We start from the raw sequence: 17,766 nt of genomic DNA, 5'->3' as shown, positions 1-17,766 counted from the left end.
GGTGACTCGCTCGGCAAGCCAGAACAGGGCCTCCACTCCTCCTGGCCAACTCTCGAAAGCATGCGCCGCCAGTGGCCCGAAGCGGTTGGAGAGCAGTCCGATCGTTTGAATCAACGGGATGTCATCGACTGTTCCCACGGCAGCGAGCAGGGCCCCCAGTCCCACGGTGACCGAGCATCGGTCGGTGCCATGTCGCACCAGCCAGCGGCCCGTTTGGCGAACGCGCTCTCTGTCCGCCTGCTCGGCTGCAGCGGCGATGTGCTCGTTGGGGTGGATTGGGATGTAGACGTCGTGGAAGGCATCGGCCAATTCACCCGGAAATGCAGAGGCCCACGCGAAATGTGCATCGAGGATGAACGCCGCATCCTTGCCGACCGAGTTCCGGTCCTCAGGTGTTCGCGGGCTATTCCGGTGACGGTGCGACCTGTCGTCGGGGTACGGCTCCCCGTCGCGATGAAGCGGCTCCCCCGGAGCCAACTGATGCAGCCGGAGGGCATGGTCGAACAGTGTTGTCGGTGATCCGGGCAGTCATATCCCGGTCGTCTCGCTCATCGGCGGACGGGGGACTCGATTCTCTTGATCATGTCCCGGAGGATGCCACGACAGCGACCGCAGCGACAAGCCCTCGACGCGGCGACGCGTTGCATCAAACACAACAGCCAGGCGTCACATGCGCCGAAGGCGGTGGAGCCGCAAGACCGACTCCACCGCCCTGACCAGGCAATCTATTCCTCAGCGGCGCCCGGAATACTGGCGGCCGGGAACCTACTCTCGACGTGCACTATTCCCCTGGCTGAAAATGTCGAGGTCCTCATTCCCCTCCCCGCGCAGCCAGGTAGGCGGCCCAGTCCCGTTTCACATGACCAACCCACTCGACGGCTGTGTTGATGTGGATGCCTAACATCTCGCTCAGGATCGGTGCGGGAAGGTCTGAGGCCAATGCCATCAGCGCAGTGTTGCGAGAAGCGCGAACGTCGATCCCGTGCCGCAGCAGTCGCCCCGAGAGCTTGGGGCCGTCAATGGGACGGCCAGCGAGAGCTCCTGGGAAGATCCAGCTAGCGGCTCTAGGAGTTAGGCGCCCCACGAGGGACCGCGATGTCGCCTTTTCCATCTGCTCGTTGAGCAGTCTGGCTAGTGCGGGCGGCAGCAGCAGCGGGTGCCTGCCCACCTGAATATAGGCGTTGCCCTCGCGGACCTGGATGTCCTGATGCACCAGTTGAACGATGCGAGTTACGGGCATGCCGTAGAGCAGCGTCAGGGCCCCCGCTGACCGAACGTCCAGCGGCAGGCCAGAGTCATGAACGCATCGGTGGAGCAAGGCCAGATGCTCGTCCTCGTCCAGGAAGTTGGAGGGCTCCCCGTCGGGCCGCCAGGGGACGTGGAGGTCGGAGATGAGACGGCATCGCCGAGCCCATCGCAGGAAGTCACGCAGGTTGCACCGTGTGCTCGCGCCAGCAGCAAGCCACTGGTCCAAGTGTGGCTGCCGAACATCCGCCAAGGAGAGCCCCTGCCCTTCGATCCACTCCAGAAATGCGTGAGCCACGGAGACTTGCGTGCGGGCGTACTTGATGGTGGAAGTCGTGTTACCTCTGGCGCTCGCCTGGTGTCGAACTCGCCGTAGTACAACCCATTGCGCGTAGGGCTGAAGGATACTCCGGCGCTGGGCTGCGACGGTGGCCAAGTAGTTCTGTAGCCAGCGTTCCATTCCTGCCACGTGTTCGTCCCGCTCCGGGAGAACAGCGACATGGACTAGCAACTGCCTTAAGTGAACTGCCGCCTGACGGCCCGGGAACGTGTCGAGCAGTTCGTGTGTTACCGAGTATCCCGAGATGAGAAGGTCCCGTAGCATGGCTGCTCCGCTATTCCTCCTCCGCATCCAGAGCAAGACCGAGCGCGGTTTTTCTACTGCGGCGAGAGCACTGATGAGAGGTTGGAGCGGCGTACCTTCAGTGGGGCCAAATTGCTCATTCAGCTGATCCCGGAGAACGCATCGCGCACACTCTCCATTCCTGTAAATATCGCCTGCGTTGCCGCATGTGGAACAGGGATAGGTCAGATCAACGTCTACACAGGGGCCACAGACTTGGCGGTGCTGTTCGTCGATGCCGATCAGCGGACGTTGTTCGCCGCACATGACACACTCAGCTGGGTTCACGCAGATGTGGCGGTAGCAGCCGTCACAGACAGGTCCCATGGGCCACCATGCTGTTGTCGGCCTCTGGCGAGCGCACCGAGCGCACGTCCGCTGCGGCCGGTCCCGACAGCTCCGACAGACCGGGGTATCAGTCGTGACACGGAGGCAAGGACGTTCGCGCCCGCAGGAAGAGCACGTCATAGTCGGGCCTGGATCGCAGTTGCCACAAAGGTCCGGATGTCCATCTCGCGCACGGGTCTTGATGCGACGTATACGGCCGCAGGAACCACACAAGCGCTGAGGATGAACGTAGCAACTGGAGCACACAGGGCCAGCCGTAGTGTTTGCTTTAACAGGCCGTATGTCACCACACCAGACGCATTTCCGTTTAGGCCGGGAATAGCAGCTCTCGCAAAAGGGCTTCCCATCCGGGCCGCGGTTCGCCACTCGGCGCGCGCGTCCACAGACCGTGCACGCCTCGTGCCGTGCGGGGTCTCTGCCGTAGCAGTTCCGGCAGATGGCGCCGCCGGCGTCTCGGGCGTTGACGGGTGCGGTCTTCCCGCAGCGACTGCACGGAAGTGCGGTCGCGCGGGCTTTGCACATCTGACAGATGCGTGCTCCTTCGCCGTTGGTGAAGCGAAGCACGCGGCGCTTTTCGCAGCTGACGCATGGCGGGACGACCACTTCTCTGCACCCTGCGGACTCCAGTTCCGTTAGCAGCCGGAACATGGCCATAGGTAGCTTCACGCTGCCACTGGTCAAGGCGTCAGAGTGCTCGATAACGTGTTCCTGTAGCCAGTACAGAGCCTTTTCTGGCGCGACTCGGTCTACGACTGCACGAAGCTCAGACAATGACAGTGAAGGTAGTTGCGGGGCGAGGAGGGCAACAACCTCGTCCAGGCGCTCATGACGTTTCACGAGAAGTCCGGGCGCCGAATCGAGGCCCGTCGTGGTTGAGGAGGTGCGCTGGTACCGCTCGACGGCCCGGTGCCGGTCTTGCGTACCGATTGCTCAACGGTGGTCACCTCGATCAACTCCTGAACACCGCAGCCAAGAATGTCGCACAAGGCTGCGAGCGTATCCATGGACAAGCGTTGCGGCGGCTGAGTGACCAGGCGGTACACCTGCTCGCGGGACAGATGCACACCGCGCTCCGCGAGCAACGGCACCAGGTCGCTGGTCTGGAACATGCCTTGCTTTGCCATGATCTGACGTAGGTGCCAGCGATAACCCATCTTCTTGATCATTTCTGCGACTCCCAGAGTGATGCGTGCCGCCGTTGCAACGATTGCTGCACTAGGCGATTCCGGAACTCGTCGGAGACCCCTGTGTAAATCGCGGTGGTGGAAGCATAGGAATGCCCAACCTGATCTTGCACAAATTTCTCGGGGTAGCCGAATTCGACCAAGTGCGTTACATACGAGTGTCGGAGGGAGTGCAGGTCGAGCACTTCGGGAAGTCCAGCATCATTCCGAGCATGTTCGAAGGCTTCGTTGATACCTCGCCAGGAAAGTCGGCCCCGGCGTTCAGTCACCCAAAGTGCAGGGTGACTTTCTGGCGAAAAGAGTGGACGCGCCTCGGATACCCACTGCTGAAGCACGGGGACAATCCAGTCCATTTCGGGGACGGTGAGTACAGTCCGGCGCTTGGGCTGTCCGCCGCGTGATGACTTGCCGAAGCGGACGAACAACGCCCCGCAGGCGCCGTAGTCAGCGGCTCTCGGATTTCTCCGCAGGTCAACAACATCCAGCCCCCAGGCTTCCCTTCGGCGGAGGCCGAAGGCGTATACGGTCTTGAGCAGAGTGGCGTCCCGCATGGCCGCTGCCGCCCCCTTCCGGCGGCGAGCTCGGATCTCCTCGACTCTTGCGTCCGCAGCGTCCAGCAGCGATTGCACCTCGTCGTACGTCAACGGCCGCCGGCCTGGGTTCCCCTCGTACTCCGAAGCGTGCGCCACCGTGTTCCATTCGTGCAGGATTTGGGTGGGCACTGCGTCGAACTGCTCTTGGCACACCGCTGGCCAGGAGTACCGCGCATCCGTGACGTACTCCATGAACAGTCGGAGTCCGTTCTGGTACCCCCGGGCCGTCGACACCATCACCGGCCGCGGACCAGACCGGAGGTGGCTGATGAACTCCTCTGCCTCCTGGGCCTGCCACTGCCAGGGGTACTGCCCGGTGAAATGGGCGAATCGTCGTACGAGATCAATCCTCGCCTTGATCGTGTCCGCCTTAAGGAAGCGGGCCCTCTGCTGCGTCGCCCACCCATCCAGCATCGCCGCGAACATCGCCGGGGCGGGGTCAAGGTGCACCACGCCGTCGACGAGTAGCAGACGTGCCGATCCAGCCAATTCAGCCGCTTTAGTCACGTTGCATTCAACGCAACATCGTTGAATCGGTTACGGCGACACGCCTGGCCAGCAGAAACAGGGCTGGCCGCCCCGGGTGTAGGCCCGGGGCGGCCAGGTATCACTTCTTCTTGGTCTTGCCGGTCTTCGTCTGCGACAGCGCGCTGGCCGCCACGGACTTCTGCGCCGGGGTCGCCTTCGGGCTGCTCAGCTGCTTGCTGGCCTTCGAGGCGACCTTCTTGCTGGTCTGACGCTTGTTCGCCATGTTCATCACTCCCTTCCTGGTTGCTTTTGCATCGCAGACCAGGACGTGATGTCATGCAGGTTCCTACACCGCGCAGGACACAACGTTCCTGACTGCAACGATCGCCCGGCCTCCTACAAGGCTGGGCGTTCGTCATTCCAGGGGGCTTGCACCCCCGGAACGATCTCTTCTCGCGCCTTCGGCGCGACGCGCGCTCTCCGAACGCAGTCGTGGTGTACCGACCGCAAAAGGGAGGGGCGCCAGCCCAGGGCCGACGCCCCTCCCTCACAGAGATCACGCTTCGGGTTCAGCTACGTCGTATGTTGCATCCGACGCAATTCCGCCCAGTTTCAGCTGCAGCCGCTGGTCGAGCCGCAGCCCTCGCAGATGTAGCAGGAACCGGCCCGCTGCATCTTCGTACCGCAGGAGAAGCACAGCGGGGCGTCGGCCTGGATGCCGAGTTGCATCTCCACCAGTTCGGCGCTGGTGTGCGCCTGCTGCGGGGCGGGCGCGGCGGCCTCGGACTCGGCCTTCGGGGTGGCGACGGCCTTCAGTTCCTGGGCACGCGGCGCGGACTGTGCCAGGCCCTCGACGTCGACCTCGTCGTCCTCGACGGACTGCTCGTAGGAGCCGGTCTCCAGGTGGCGCTGACGCTCCTCGGCGGAGTGGATGCCGAGCGCGGAGCGGGTCTCGAAGGGCAGGAAGTCCAGCGCCAGGCGGCGGAAGATGTAGTCGACGATCGACTGCGCCATCCGCACGTCCGGGTCGTCCGTCATACCGGCCGGCTCGAAGCGCATGTTGGTGAACTTCGAGACGTACGTCTCCAGCGGCACGCCGTACTGCAGACCGACCGAGACCGCGATGGAGAAGGCGTCCATCATGCCCGCGAGGGTCGAGCCCTGCTTGGACATCTTCAGGAAGACCTCGCCGAGGCCGTCGTCCGGGTAGGAGTTGGCGGTCATGTAGCCTTCGGCGCCGCCGACCGTGAAGGACGTGGTGATGCCGGGACGTCCCTTCGGGAGGCGCTTGCGGACCGGGCGGTACTCGACGACCTTCTCGACCTTGGGCTCGACGGCGGACGCGGGCTCCTCGGCCGTCTCCTCCTTGGCGTCCTTGGTCTTGGCGGACAGCGGCTGGCCGACCTTGCAGTTGTCGCGGTAGATCGCGAGCGCCTTGACGCCGAGCTTCCAGGCCTCGAAGTAGATCTCCTCGACCTCCTCGACGGTCGCCGTCTCCGGCATGTTCACCGTCTTGGAGATGGCGCCGGAGATCCACGGCTGGATAGCGGCCATCATGCGGACGTGCCCCATCGGGGAGATGGCGCGCTCGCCCATGGCGCAGTCGAACACCTCGTAGTGCTCGGGCTTGAGACCGGGGGCGTCGATCACATTGCCGTGCTCGGCGATGTGGGCGACGATCGCCTCGATCTGCTCCTCCTGGTAGCCCAGGCGGCGCAGGGCCTGCGGGACGGTGCCGTTGACGATCTGCATCGAGCCGCCGCCGACGAGCTTCTTGAACTTGACCAGGGCGAGGTCGGGCTCGACACCGGTGGTGTCACAGGACATCGCGAGACCGATGGTGCCGGTGGGGGCGAGCACCGAGGCCTGGGAGTTACGGAAACCGTTCTTCTCGCCCAGGCGCAGCACGTCCTGCCAGGCCTCGGTGGCGGCGGCCCAGACCGGGGTGTCCAGGTCGTCCATGCGCACGGCCGTGCCGTTGGCGTCGGAGTGCTGCTTCATGACGCGCTTGTGCGCGTCGGCGTTGCGGGCGTAGCCGTCGTACGGGCCGACGACCGAGGCGAGCTCGGCGGAGCGGCGGTAGGCCGTACCGGTCATCAGGGAGGTGATGGCACCGGCGAGGGCGCGCCCGCCGTCGGAGTCGTAGGCGTGGCCGGTGGCCATGAGCAGGGCGCCGAGGTTGGCGTAGCCGATGCCGAGCTGGCGGAAGGCGCGGGTGTTCTCGCCGATCTTCTGGGTCGGGAAGTCGGCGAAGCAGATCGAGATGTCCATCGCGGTGATGACCAGCTCGACGACCTTCTGGAAGCGCTCGGTCTCGAAGGACTGGTTGCCCTGACCGTCGTCCTTGAGGAACTTCATCAGGTTCAGCGAGGCCAGGTTGCAGGACGTGTTGTCCAGGTGCATGTACTCGCTGCACGGGTTCGACGCGGTGATCCGGCCGGACTCGGGGCAGGTGTGCCAGTTGTTGATGGTGCCGTCGTACTGGATGCCGGGGTCGGCGCAGGCCCAGGCGGCCTCGGCGATCTTGCGGAAGAGCGCCTTGGCGTCGACCTCCTCGATCACGTCGCCGGTCATCCGCGCACGCAGGCCGAACTGGCCGCCCTGTTCGACGGCGGTCATGAACTCGTCGTTGACGCGGACCGAGTTGTTGGCGTTCTGGTACTGGACGGAGGCGATGTCGTCGCCGCCCAGGTCCATGTCGAAGCCCGCGTCGCGCAGGACGCGGATCTTCTCCTCTTCCTTGACCTTGGTCTCGATGAAGTCCTCGATGTCCGGGTGGTCCACGTCGAGGACGACCATCTTGGCGGCACGGCGGGTGGCGCCACCGGACTTGATGGTGCCGGCGGAGGCATCGGCGCCGCGCATGAAGGAGACCGGGCCGGAGGCGTTGCCGCCGGAGGACAGCAGTTCCTTGGAGGAACGGATGCGGGAGAGGTTCAGGCCGGCGCCGGAGCCGCCCTTGAAGATCATGCCCTCTTCCTTGTACCAGTCGAGGATCGACTCCATGGAGTCGTCGACGGACAGGATGAAGCAGGCGGAGACCTGCTGGGGCTGCGGCGTGCCCACGTTGAACCACACGGGGCTGTTGAAGCTGAAGATCTGGTGCAGCAGGGCGTAGGCCAGCTCGTGCTCGAAGATCTCGGCGTCGGCGGGCGAGGCGAAGTACTTGTGGTCCTCGCCGGCCTTCCGGTACGTCTTCACGATGCGGTCGATCAGCTGCTTGAGGCTGGTCTCGCGCTGGGCGGTGCCGACGGCACCGCGGAAGTACTTGCTGGTGACGATGTTGACCGCGTTCACCGACCAGAAGCCGGGGAACTCGACGCCACGCTGCTCGAAGTTGACCGAGCCGTCGCGCCAGTTGGTCATGACGACGTCACGGCGCTCCCACTCCACCTCGTCGTACGGGTGCACGCCGGGGGTGGTGTGGACGCGCTCGATGCGCAGCCCCTTGGTGGCCTTGGTGCCCTTGGCTCGGGAACCTCGTGCCGGGCCGCTCGCCGTCTCTGTCATGCCGCCTCCCTGTACGGGCGAAAACGCCCTGAAATGCCACAATGTTCCGTGGCATGGTGTTCTGTCATGTGTCACGGGTGCCCACTCGCTACCGCCCGTGACAGGTCCTGTTCTCGCCGCCGCCCGGCCGGCCCCGGTTGCTCGGTCCCGGTTCCGGCCCGTCGGTCAGTCGGCGGCGTGCGCGGGCTCGGGGACCTCGACGGTCCCTCCCGGCCCGCGTGCGTCTTCCCGGCCCCCCGAAGGGGCGTCCGCGCCGTCCGCGTGGTCGCCGTCCGCCGCGCGGCGTGCCGTCTCTTCCCTGAGTTCCGCGATGGCCGCCTCGAAGTCGTCGAGCGAGTCGAACGCCCGGTACACGGAGGCGAACCGCAGGTAGGCGACGAGGTCGAGTTCCTGCAGCGGGCCGAGTATGGCCAGCCCCACGTCGTGCGTGGTCAGCTCGGCGCTCCCGGTGGCCCGCAGGGCCTCCTCGACGCGCTGGCCGAGCTGGGCGAGCGCGTCCTCGGTGACCGGCCGCCCCTGGCACGCCTTGCGCACCCCGTTGATGACCTTGGTGCGGCTGAACGGCTCGGTGACCCCGGACCGCTTGATCACCATCAGTGAGCACGTCTCCACCGTCGTGAAACGACGGGAGCAGTCAGGACACTGACGGCGCCTGCGGATCGACGTGCCGTCGTCCGTCGTACGGCTGTCGACGACACGGCTGTCGGGGTGCCTGCAGAAGGGGCAGTGCATGAACTCCAACCCTCCTCACAGCAGACTCAATAGCCTCACGAGGCCTCACGGGCCCCTCGAAGCAGCCCCAAGCATAGGCGATCCCGGAAGGTCCGAAGTCACGGGGGACCACAACTTCTGGGCTGCTGCCGCCATCCAACCACTACATCTAGGGCTTGGCCCATACACCCAGGCCAAAGCGCGTGTCGCACCGCACACTCTCACAGCACGCATCCCCACGGTCACAGGGAGCACCGCGAGAACTCCGGCCACGCGCACGGAGAGCACCGCGAGAACGACCCGACCACGCACACGGAGAGCACCGCGAGAACGCCCCGGCCACGCACACGGAGAGCCCGGGTGCGGCACGGTGTGCGAGCCCTGCCCGGCGCGTCACGGAGATGCGGTGAGCACCGCACGGAGGAGACGTGGGGCTCCCGCCGGGAGGTGGAGTCGATGCCCTGCGTGCGGTCCGGCGGATGGCAGACTGGGGCGACAAACTCGGCGGGGCGGCGATCTCGGCGGTGAAGAGTATGACAACGGCCCCTTCCGGCCGCCGAGCGCGAGGTCGGCTATACACCCCAAGACATGATCGAGTCAGGCCATCCAGGCTTTTTCACTCGAACGTGTGTTTGGCGCAACCTTTCGAAAGCAACTACCGTTGTCCAGCAGGGAGACCATCGAGAGGGGCCGACGTGACCACCACCGCAGACAGTGCCACCATCACTGCCCAGGACCGCTCCCAGGGCCGAATCGAGCCGGTGCACGCGATGAACGAAGCCACGAGTCCGGAGGGACACAAGCGCTCCCTGCCGGGCCGACCTCCAGGCATCCGGGCGGACAGCTCGGGACTCACCGACCGTCAGCGCCGCGTGATCGAGGTCATCCGCGACTCCGTCCAGCGGCGCGGCTACCCGCCGTCGATGCGGGAGATCGGCCAGGCGGTCGGCCTGTCCAGCACCTCCTCCGTCGCGCACCAGCTCATGGCACTGGAGCGCAAGGGATTCCTGCGCCGCGACCCGCACCGCCCGCGGGCCTACGAGGTGCGCGGCTCCGACCAGGCCGCCCCGGTGCAGCCCACGGACACCACCGGCAAGCCCGCCGCGTCCTACGTGCCGCTCGTCGGCCGGATCGCCGCCGGCGGCCCGATCCTGGCGGAGGAGTCCGTCGAGGACGTCTTCCCGCTCCCCCGCCAGCTCGTCGGCGACGGTGAGCTCTTCGTGCTCAAGGTCGTCGGCGACTCCATGATCGAGGCCGCGATCTGCGACGGCGACTGGGTGACGGTCCGCCGCCAGCCGGTCGCGGAGAACGGCGACATCGTGGCCGCCATGCTCGACGGCGAGGCCACCGTCAAGCGGTTCAAGCGCGAGGACGGCCACGTCTGGCTCCTCCCGCACAACGCGGCCTACGAGCCGATCCCGGGCGACGACGCGACCATCCTTGGCAAGGTGGTGGCCGTACTGCGCCGCGTCTGAGCACGGTGACGGGCGGGTTCACCTCCTCCGCCCTCCCTGACTGGGCCCCGGGATCCCTGCGCCGGTTCCGGGGCCCTGTGCTGCGCGGACACGTGCCGGTGAGCTGCCGGGACGGATATGCGGTTCACGCCCGGAGTGGAGTGGACCGCAGGTGTGCGGACGGTGGGTCGCCCTCCCGGCGTCGGAGCAGCCCGGCCCACCGCCCGTCGGGGCAACCCTGGCCCGCTGTCCAGCGTGCTCCCGCGCGTCCCTACTCTTCCTTCAGCTTCGCCGCCGCGTCGATCGCCGCGAGGGACTTGCGGACCTGGTCGGGGTTCGTGGTGTACCAGAAGTCGGGCATGGACGCCTTGAGATAGCTGCCGTAGCGAGCCGTGGCCAGCCGCTGGTCCAGGACCGCGACGACTCCCCGGTCCCCCGACGCCCGTACGAGACGCCCGGCTCCCTGGGCCATGAGCAGCGCGGCATGCGTGGCGGCCACCGCCATGAAGCCGTTGCCCCCGGCGTCCTCGACCGCCTTCTGGCGAGCGCTCATCAGAGGATCGTCGGGGCGCGGGAACGGGATCTTGTCCATGACGACGAGCTGGCAGCTACTGCCCGGGACGTCGACGCCCTGCCACAGCGACAGCGTGCCGAAGAGGCAGGTCGCCGGGTCAGCCGCGAAGTTCTTGATCAGTTCGCCGAGAGTCTCCTCGCCCTGCAGGAGGATGGGGAACTCGGGGATACGGACACGCAGCTCCTCGGCGGCGAGCTGGGCCGCCCGCATGGAGGAGAACAGGCCAAGCGTGCGACCGCCGGCGGCCTGGATCAGCTCGGACAGCTCGTCCAGCATGTCGGCGCGGTCGCCGTCGCGCGCGGGACGCGCCAGATGCCTGGCGACGTACAGGATGCCCTGCCGGGGGTAGTCGAACGGTGAGCCGACGTCGATGCCCTTCCACTGGGGCACGTCCTCGCCCTCGGTGCCTTCGGGGGCGAGCCCGAGGGACGCCCCCACGCCGTTGAAGTCGCCGCCCAGCTTCAGGGTCGCCGAGGCGAGGACCACGGAGCGGTCCGCGAAGAGCTTCTCCCGCAGCAGGCCCGACACGGACATCGGCGCCACCCTCAGCGAGGCGCCGAAGCGGTCGTGCCGCTCGTACCAGACGACGTCCCACTCGGAGCCGTTGACGATCCGCTCCGCCACGTCGTGCACGGATTCCACGGAGGCCAGGGCCTGCTTGCGCACGGCGTCCTCGTCCTGCACCGACTTGTCCCGAGTGCCGCCGATCGCGGAGATGACCGTACGGGCGGCGTCGCGCAGCGCCATGAGGGCGTACGCGAGGTCCTCCGGGATCTCTTCCAGACGGCCGGGCAGTGCCAGTTCCATCAGCCGTTCGAAGCCCTCGGCGGCGGTCTGGAGCTGGTCGGCGGCCTTCTCGTTGACGAGTTTCGCGGCGCGCCGCACCGCACGGTTGACCTGGCCCGGCGTGAGTTCACCGGTGGCGACCCCCGTGACCCGGGAGACCAGTTCGTGCGCCTCGTCGACGATGAGCACCTCGTGCTGCGGGAGTACGGGAGCGCCTTCGATGGCGTCGATCGCGAGCAGGGCGTGGTTGGTGACGACGACCTCGGACAGTTTGGCGCGCTCGCGGGCCATCTCCGCGAAGCACTCGGCTCCGTAGGCGCATTTCGAGGCGCCGAGGCACTCCCGGGACGACACCGACACCTGGGACCAGGCCCGGTCGGAGACGCCGGGGGTCAGGTCGTCCCGGTCGCCGGACTCCGTCTCGTCGGCCCAGTCGCGCAGCCGCAGCAGGTCCTGCCCCAGCTTGCTGGTGGGGGCCGCCGCCTCGAACTGGTCGAAGAGGCCTTCCTCCTCGTCCTGCGGCATGCCTTCATGCAGGCGGTGCAGGCACAGGTAGTTCGACCGGCCCTTGAGCATCGCGAACTCCGGGCGACGGCGCAGCAGCGGGTGCAGTGCCTCCACCGTGCGCGGCAGGTCTCGCTCCACCAGCTGCCGCTGGAGCGCGAGGGTCGCGGTGGCCACGACCACCCGCTCTCCCTGCGCGAGCGCGGGCACGAGGTAGCCCAGCGACTTACCGGTGCCGGTGCCGGCCTGGACGAGCAGATGGGAGCCGTCGTCGATCGCTTCGGCGACGGCTTCGGCCATGGCCACCTGGCCGGGGCGCTCCGTGCCGCCGACGGCGGTGACGGCAGCGTGCAGGAGTTCGGGGAGGGAGGGCTTCGTCATAGCGCGACCACCCTACGGCGAGGGACTGACAAACGACGGGTCGATGAGGTGCGGAGGGTACGGATCAAGACCTTGGGCCTCTGGGCGGGAGGAAGTGACGGGCGGGGAATCAACGGCGGACGGGCGGCCGCCGGAGGACGGGCCGCAGCCCAGCACGGGTCGCCTCCGGAGGAGGTGGCGCATTCGACGCGGGCGGGAACTCGACCGGGAGTCGCAGCGTTACGCCTGGTGAGACTTCCAGTGCGCACTGTCACAGCAGATGGCGCAGGGTCCGGTCACGGACCATGAGTGCGGCCCGCTTCGTGGGCAGGTCGACCTCCGCGCAGAAGACGAAGCCGGCATTCAGGAAGGCGGCGATGGACGAGGTGTTGCGAAGGTCGGGTTCGGCGAGGACGCGGGCACAGGCCGGTCTGTGGTCGAGGACGAGATCGGCGACTGCTCTGAGCAGGACGCTGCCGAGGCCCCGCCCACGGTCGGAGGCGTCTCCGACGAGGAGGTGGAGACCGGTGTCGTGCGGCCGAGCGGGGGCGTGCCGGGCGAGTTCGTCGAGATCGGCCCGGTAGATCTCCCAGTAACTCATCGGTGTTCCCTCCATCAGTCCCAGGCAAGGGACGCTGCGGCCGTCGCCGTGGAGCTGGTGGCGCAGATGCTCCTCGACGACCGCCTCGGGGCCCGCCAGTTCCCAGAAGGCCTCGACGGCCGGGTCGTTCATCCAGCGGGCCACCAGGGTCAGGTCCCGTTCGACGCTGACGGGGGCGAGCTGGAAGACGCCCGCCGGTGTGACGACGGGCCCCCACTCGCCGACGTGGTCGAGCAGGTCCTCGCCTCCCGTCGCGGGCCCCTCGTCCGCGAGAGCGTCGAGGTACTCGAAGGGCAGGCGCAGCTCCAGCGTCTCCTCGACATCCGCGGCATGGGTGGCATGGGTGGTCTCGGAAGCGGCGGGAGTAGCGGCGCGGATGTCGGCGGCGGGCACAGGAGGCTCCTTCCAAGGGGGCGGGTTCCTCGGCGACGAAGGGCGGGGGGAGAGCCCGTGACGGACACGGGCGGGGACCGGCGCCCAAGCGGATGATCAGAGGTGGAGGGGGTTGGTGATGGTGACGTAGACGGACTGGGTGTCCACCGGCCCGGCGAGTTCGTCCAGGCCGTGCAGGCGGGTCAGCAGATTGGCCTTGCAGCGCAGCCGGGGTGAGTCGAGCAGGAGGTCGGGAAGCGTGCTGCGCAGCCGGTGCGGTCCCCGGGCGGCGTCCTGGAGGAAGCGGCGGAAGGCGGCGAGCAACAGCTCCTCGTCGGCGAGGCGTTGGGAGCCGAAGGCTCCGATCAGGCCCAGCACGTTGTTGATGCCGAGGTAGTAGGCAAAGCGTTCGTCGGCGACCTCGTCGGGTACGAAGGTGTCGCTGTCGGAGCCGATGCCGGGCAGCAGGGCGTCGAGGTCGCCGTGACGGGACTGTCGGAAGTAGTAGCCCTGGTTGTCGCGGTAGCGGCCGCCGACGGGCCAGCCGTCCGGGTCGAGCAGGACGAGGGTGTTCTGCTGGTGGGCCTCCAGCGCGACGCCCGCCTCGCCGTCCAGCCACAGCACAGGACGGACCACCTCCCGCAGGTAGCGCAGGAACCACTCGGCGGCGACGGCTCCGAGGGGGCGTCCGGTGCGCCCGGCGAGGGCCGCGACGACGATGGCCAGCCGGGAGCGGGTGGCGGCGGTGGCCCGTGCCGATCCGACACGGCCAGGTCCGGGGCGGTTCGGCCCGTGAAGGCCTGGTGCCGGACGGTCCGATCCGGCACGGTCCGGCCCGGGATGCCCGGTGTCGCATCCGGCGGAGCTGACCGTGCGCAGACCGTTGGGCAGACCGGTGGACAGGTCGTTGGTCGCCGGGGGCTGGGGCCGGGGGGAGCAGAGACCTGCGACGCACATGGGGGCGTCGGACGGGGCGAAGGGGTTGTGCCGGAGCACCACGTCCAGCCCGGCGACCGGGGTCCCGTCCGGCGCGTCGACGGCGAGCCAGGCCGGGTCGCGCACGATGTCGAAGCCGGGGTGGGCGGCCTGCCACCGCCGGAACAGGCCGGCCCGCAGCAGTCGGTGCACCTCGACGCCCCGGTGGAGTTCCTTGCGGAGGTTCTCGCGGCGGGAGTTGGTGATGCTCAGGCCCAGGGACAGCTTGAGCATGGCGGGAGCGCCGGACCGGTAGACGGTACGGACGGAGGAGGTGGGATGCCACGGGGAACCGTGGGGCCCGAGGTCACGCAGCAGTCCGGCGTCGAACAGGGCGGCGACTTCCGGCCGGTGGCCGACTGTGCGGGCCTGCCAGGGGTGCAGTGGCAGGGCGGCCCAGCCGTCCGGCAGCGGCAGTCCGGCGCCGGCCAGCCGGGAGGTCAGTTGGTCGGCCGGGACGGCTCGTCCGCGTTGCGTCCAGGCCGAGTCGGTGGCGAGCACGGAGGGAGAGACGGCCAGCCAGTGCACCGGGAAGGAACCCCGCGACTCCGGTGAGTAGCGTGCCGCTTCGGCTTCGCTCAGCCCCTCACGGCTCTTGGGGGTCGGGTGGAGCGGGTGGCCGAGGACCAGGGCCTGCTCGGCGGAGAGGAACTGATCGTTTCCGTCGGCCGGTCGGGCGCGGCGCTCGGCGATGAAGGTCGCCGTGCGGCGCACGGAGTCGGCGACCCGTGCCACCAGCTCGACGGTGTCAGCGGGCGTCGGCGTGCGAGGGTGCCGCGCGCCGTCGTGTCCCGCCTCGCGGGCCAGGAGGGCCGCAACCGTGACCGCGTCCAGGGGCGGACACGGTGCGGGGGCGTCGGCCAGCCGCGGTGGGCCGAAGCGGTGCCAACCGGTCGGGGACCAGTGGTGGAGGGGGACGAACAGGGTCGTGGCGGAGGCCGGGAGGGGAATGTGCAGGACGCCGTCGGCGGGGGTGGGCACACCTGTCTCGCGTACCCAGCAGCGCAGGAGGTTCTCGACGGCGGCGGACTGGGCGGCGCTGTGCGGATCGGCCTGGTCCAGGGGGTCGGCCCCGGCGTTTCCGGGGCGCCTCGAGAGGGCTCCTGGCTGTGGCTGGCGGGGGACGGAACCCCCGTTCGCCGAGAAGGGCGAGGGGGCGGTGGGCGGAGTGGGCGTGTGCGGTCGCGAGTTGGCGGACGGGGAGGGGGTCACGACGGTTCCTCGGAGGTGGGCGCGATGGGGCTGACTGAGAGAACGAGGGTGTGCGCGAGGGTGCGGATGGCGTGGGAGTCGCTGCGGAACGTGGAGCGAGTGGCGAGGGGGCTGGTGCGGAACGTGGAACGGACGGCGAGGGAGCTGGTGCGGAACATGAAGCGGGTGACTTGTGAGAGGCCGGGCGGCCGGATGCCGTCCACCGCCGACGGAGGTTCGGCGGGCGCGTCACCGGCGCACGGGCGGGTGTACCGGCCAAGGTGGCTAGGGCGAGGACTCACTGCTCTCGGGCAGTACGCCGCCCGGATCCGGCTGGAGTCCGGTACATGGCCGGTCGTCGCCGGCCGGGGGCGACGGGCGACGGCCCGTCCGTTCCCGGCCCGCCGCGGCCACCGCGTCGGCGAGCCGGTCGACCACCGCGGTCGCCTGTTCGTCGGTGATGGTCAGGGGTGGCAGCAGCCGGACGACGCTCGCGTGGCGCCCGCCGAGTTCGACGATGAGGCCCCGGCGCAGGCACTCCCGCTGGACGGCGGCCGCCAGGTGCGGTGCGGCGGGCGCGGGACGGCGACGGGGCTCCGGGGCGCCCGGCAGGGCCACCGCCCCGGCGTCCGGACCGTCAGCCGAGGCGCACCCCCTTGCATCCGGGCCGGGCGGGCCGCTTCCGTCGCGCTCCTCGCCGGACCGGCCGGTACGGAAGCCGCCGGGTCCGCACTCGGCCGAGCCCTCCCCCTCCGGGTCCACGATCTCCAGCCCGATCATCAGCCCTCTTCCGCGCACCTCACCCACGTGCGGGAAGTCCTCGGCCAGCGGACCGAGTTGTCGCAGCATGCGGTCGCCGAGCGCGGCGGCGTGGTCGGCGAGGCGATGTTCGCGCACGTACGCGAGGGTGGCGGTTCCCGCGGCCATGGCGAGCTGGTTGCCACGGAAGGTACCCGCGTGAGCACCGGGTTCCCAGACGTCGAGGTCCTCGCGGTACACGACGACGGCCAGCGGCAGGCTGCCGCCGATGGCTTTGGACAGCACCATCACGTCGGGGGTGATCCCGCTGTGCTCGACCGCCCAGAAGGCTCCGGTGCGGCCGACCCCGGTCTGGATCTCGTCGGCGATCAGCGGGACGGACCGGTCCACCGTGATCTCCCGCATACGGCGCATCCAGGCGTCGGGCGCGGGGATCACCCCGCCTTCGCCCTGGACCGGTTCGAGAATCATCCCGGAGGGTGGGCGCACTCCCGCCTTGGGGTCGTCGAGGACGGACTCCGTCCAGCGGGCGGCGAGGTCGGCGCCGCGCTCACCGCCGACGCCGAACGGGCAGCGGTAGTCGTACGGGTAGGGCAGGCGGGTGACCCGGACGTCGGCAGCGTGACCGGAGGCGTCCAGGGCGGCGGCGGTCATGCCGTGGTAGGCGCCGGTGAAGGCCAGGACCCCGGTGCGGCCGGTCGCGGCCCGTACCAGTTTCAGGGCTGCCTCCACAGCGTCCGTACCGGCGGGGCCGCAGAACTGCACGCGCGCGCGGTCGGCGAGTCCGGGAGGCAGGGTCCGGAAGAGTTCGGTGATGAAGGCGTCCTTGACGGGGGTGGCGAGGTCCAGGACGTTCAAGGGCGCACCCGAGTCGAGGACCCCGCGGATCGCCTCCAGGACGACCGGGTGGTTGTGGCCGAGCGCGAGGGTGCCGGCACCGGAGAGGCAGTCGAGGTAACGACGTCCGTCCGCGCCCTCGATGGTCAGACCGCGGGCCCGTACCGGGACGATGGGCAGGGCCCGCGCGTAGGTGCGTGCCGCGGACTCGCGGGCGGACTGACGGCGCAGGATCCCTTCGTGCGCGTGGCGTGCCCCCACGCGCCCCCCGACGGCTCCCTTCCGCTCCCCGGCGGCCTCTTCGGACGCAGACTCGGTGACGGTCACGGCTCCCTGTCCTCCCGCTGTACAGGGGCGAGTTCATCGGTCGCGGACCGCGCGCACCGGCATGCGCGCACCCGCTCTTGGTGTCCGGCGCCCTGATCCGAACGGTTCCGGCCCGATCCATGGCCGGCGCCACCCCGCCCCTTGGGTGATCCTCCGCACGGAGCCCGCCCGCAGGCATCCGACTCCTCATCGCTACCAACCGCGAACGGGCCGATGGGTTACGGGTGGACGCGAGATCCGTGACCGGCCGGGGGGCGGGTCCTCGCACCGTGCCGCTCCCGTACTCCTCGTGACGCTCAAGCCCCGTCAGCGACCTGGCAGGTCAGGCGCCTTGTAGCCGAACCG

12 protein-coding genes and 1 pseudogene are annotated in these 17,766 nt (G+C 68.7%); 1 reads left to right on the top strand and 12 read right to left on the bottom strand.

Annotated features, from left to right (window positions below):
• The 7 genes and pseudogenes from ACSLTV_RS25915 to nrdR form a co-directional block, all read right to left on the bottom strand.
• Positions 1-477, bottom strand: a pseudogene (locus ACSLTV_RS25915) (hypothetical protein); the annotation flags it as partial.
• 334 nt (positions 478-811) lie between these two features.
• On the bottom strand, positions 812-1,213 hold the full coding sequence (locus tag ACSLTV_RS25910) for a hypothetical protein (protein WP_435612981.1): 402 nt from the start codon (positions 1,211-1,213) through the stop codon (positions 812-814).
• 1,835 nt (positions 1,214-3,048) lie between these two features.
• Positions 3,049-3,381 (bottom strand): helix-turn-helix domain-containing protein, encoded by a 333-nt coding sequence (locus ACSLTV_RS25905; RefSeq protein ID WP_267942484.1) that lies wholly within the window; start codon positions 3,379-3,381, stop codon positions 3,049-3,051.
• Positions 3,378-4,499 (bottom strand): tyrosine-type recombinase/integrase, encoded by a 1,122-nt coding sequence (locus ACSLTV_RS25900; protein WP_432158084.1) that lies wholly within the window; start codon positions 4,497-4,499, stop codon positions 3,378-3,380. Before ACSLTV_RS25900 ends, ACSLTV_RS25905 begins: the two co-directional genes overlap by 4 nt.
• Before the next feature lie 100 nt (positions 4,500-4,599).
• Complete coding sequence (locus ACSLTV_RS25895; protein ID WP_199787442.1) at positions 4,600-4,743, bottom strand: hypothetical protein; 144 nt, start codon at positions 4,741-4,743, stop codon at positions 4,600-4,602.
• A 329-nt stretch (positions 4,744-5,072) separates the two neighbouring features.
• Complete coding sequence (locus ACSLTV_RS25890) at positions 5,073-7,970, bottom strand: vitamin B12-dependent ribonucleotide reductase (protein WP_432136297.1); 2,898 nt, start codon at positions 7,968-7,970, stop codon at positions 5,073-5,075.
• A gap of 165 nt (positions 7,971-8,135) precedes the next feature.
• On the bottom strand, positions 8,136-8,702 hold the full coding sequence (gene nrdR / locus ACSLTV_RS25885; RefSeq protein WP_432158085.1) for a transcriptional regulator NrdR: 567 nt from the start codon (positions 8,700-8,702) through the stop codon (positions 8,136-8,138).
• A 674-nt stretch (positions 8,703-9,376) separates the two neighbouring features.
• On the opposite strand from nrdR, the gene lexA reads away from it, so the two are divergent.
• On the top strand, positions 9,377-10,156 hold the full coding sequence (lexA, locus tag ACSLTV_RS25880; protein WP_432136295.1) for a transcriptional repressor LexA: 780 nt from the start codon (positions 9,377-9,379) through the stop codon (positions 10,154-10,156).
• Between the two features lie 250 nt (positions 10,157-10,406).
• Here lexA and ACSLTV_RS25875 read toward each other — a convergent pair whose 3' ends face one another.
• From ACSLTV_RS25875 to ACSLTV_RS25855, 5 genes are all read right to left on the bottom strand, one after another.
• The gene (locus ACSLTV_RS25875; protein WP_432136294.1) at positions 10,407-12,380 is read right to left on the bottom strand and encodes an ATP-dependent DNA helicase; all 1,974 of its coding nucleotides are present in this window, start codon (positions 12,378-12,380) and stop codon (positions 10,407-10,409) included.
• A gap of 250 nt (positions 12,381-12,630) precedes the next feature.
• Positions 12,631-13,353 (bottom strand): GNAT family N-acetyltransferase, encoded by a 723-nt coding sequence (locus tag ACSLTV_RS25870; RefSeq protein ID WP_432158086.1) that lies wholly within the window; start codon positions 13,351-13,353, stop codon positions 12,631-12,633.
• Positions 13,354-13,449: 96 nt separating this feature from the next.
• The gene (locus ACSLTV_RS25865) at positions 13,450-15,519 is read right to left on the bottom strand and encodes an IucA/IucC family protein (protein WP_435612980.1); all 2,070 of its coding nucleotides are present in this window, start codon (positions 15,517-15,519) and stop codon (positions 13,450-13,452) included.
• Positions 15,516-15,677 carry a hypothetical protein gene (locus ACSLTV_RS25860; protein ID WP_432158088.1) on the bottom strand — a complete coding sequence of 54 codons (162 nt, stop codon included), beginning with the start codon at positions 15,675-15,677 and terminating at the stop codon, positions 15,516-15,518. The genes ACSLTV_RS25865 and ACSLTV_RS25860 overlap by 4 nt, the downstream gene beginning before the upstream one ends.
• Before the next feature lie 106 nt (positions 15,678-15,783).
• Positions 15,784-17,421: a diaminobutyrate--2-oxoglutarate transaminase family protein gene (locus ACSLTV_RS25855; protein WP_435612979.1), complete on the bottom strand. Its 1,638-nt coding sequence runs from the start codon at positions 17,419-17,421 to the stop codon at positions 15,784-15,786.
• Positions 17,422-17,766: the final 345 nt, after the last annotated feature.

It is taken from the genome of Streptomyces sp. bgisy159 (assembly GCF_965341775.1).
In the GTDB taxonomy this organism is placed as follows: domain Bacteria; phylum Actinomycetota; class Actinomycetes; order Streptomycetales; family Streptomycetaceae; genus Streptomyces.
Note: the sequence above shows the minus strand (reverse complement) of the source record. Positions and strands in the feature narration are given on the sequence as shown.

What these genes read in the sequence shown, in the direction of transcription:
- nrdR (WP_432158085.1), bottom strand. Translation starts at nt 8,702, where the DNA reads ATGCACTGCCCCTTCTGCAGGCACCCCGACAGCCGTGTCGTCGACAGC.
- ACSLTV_RS25895 (WP_199787442.1), bottom strand. Translation starts at nt 4,743, where the DNA reads ATGGCGAACAAGCGTCAGACCAGCAAGAAGGTCGCCTCGAAGGCCAGC.
- ACSLTV_RS25905 (WP_267942484.1), bottom strand. Translation starts at nt 3,381, where the DNA reads ATGATCAAGAAGATGGGTTATCGCTGGCACCTACGTCAGATCATGGCA.
- ACSLTV_RS25875 (WP_432136294.1), bottom strand. Translation starts at nt 12,380, where the DNA reads ATGACGAAGCCCTCCCTCCCCGAACTCCTGCACGCTGCCGTCACCGCC.
- ACSLTV_RS25890 (WP_432136297.1), bottom strand. Translation starts at nt 7,970, where the DNA reads ATGACAGAGACGGCGAGCGGCCCGGCACGAGGTTCCCGAGCCAAGGGC.
- ACSLTV_RS25860 (WP_432158088.1), bottom strand. Translation starts at nt 15,677, where the DNA reads ATGTTCCGCACCAGCTCCCTCGCCGTCCGTTCCACGTTCCGCACCAGC.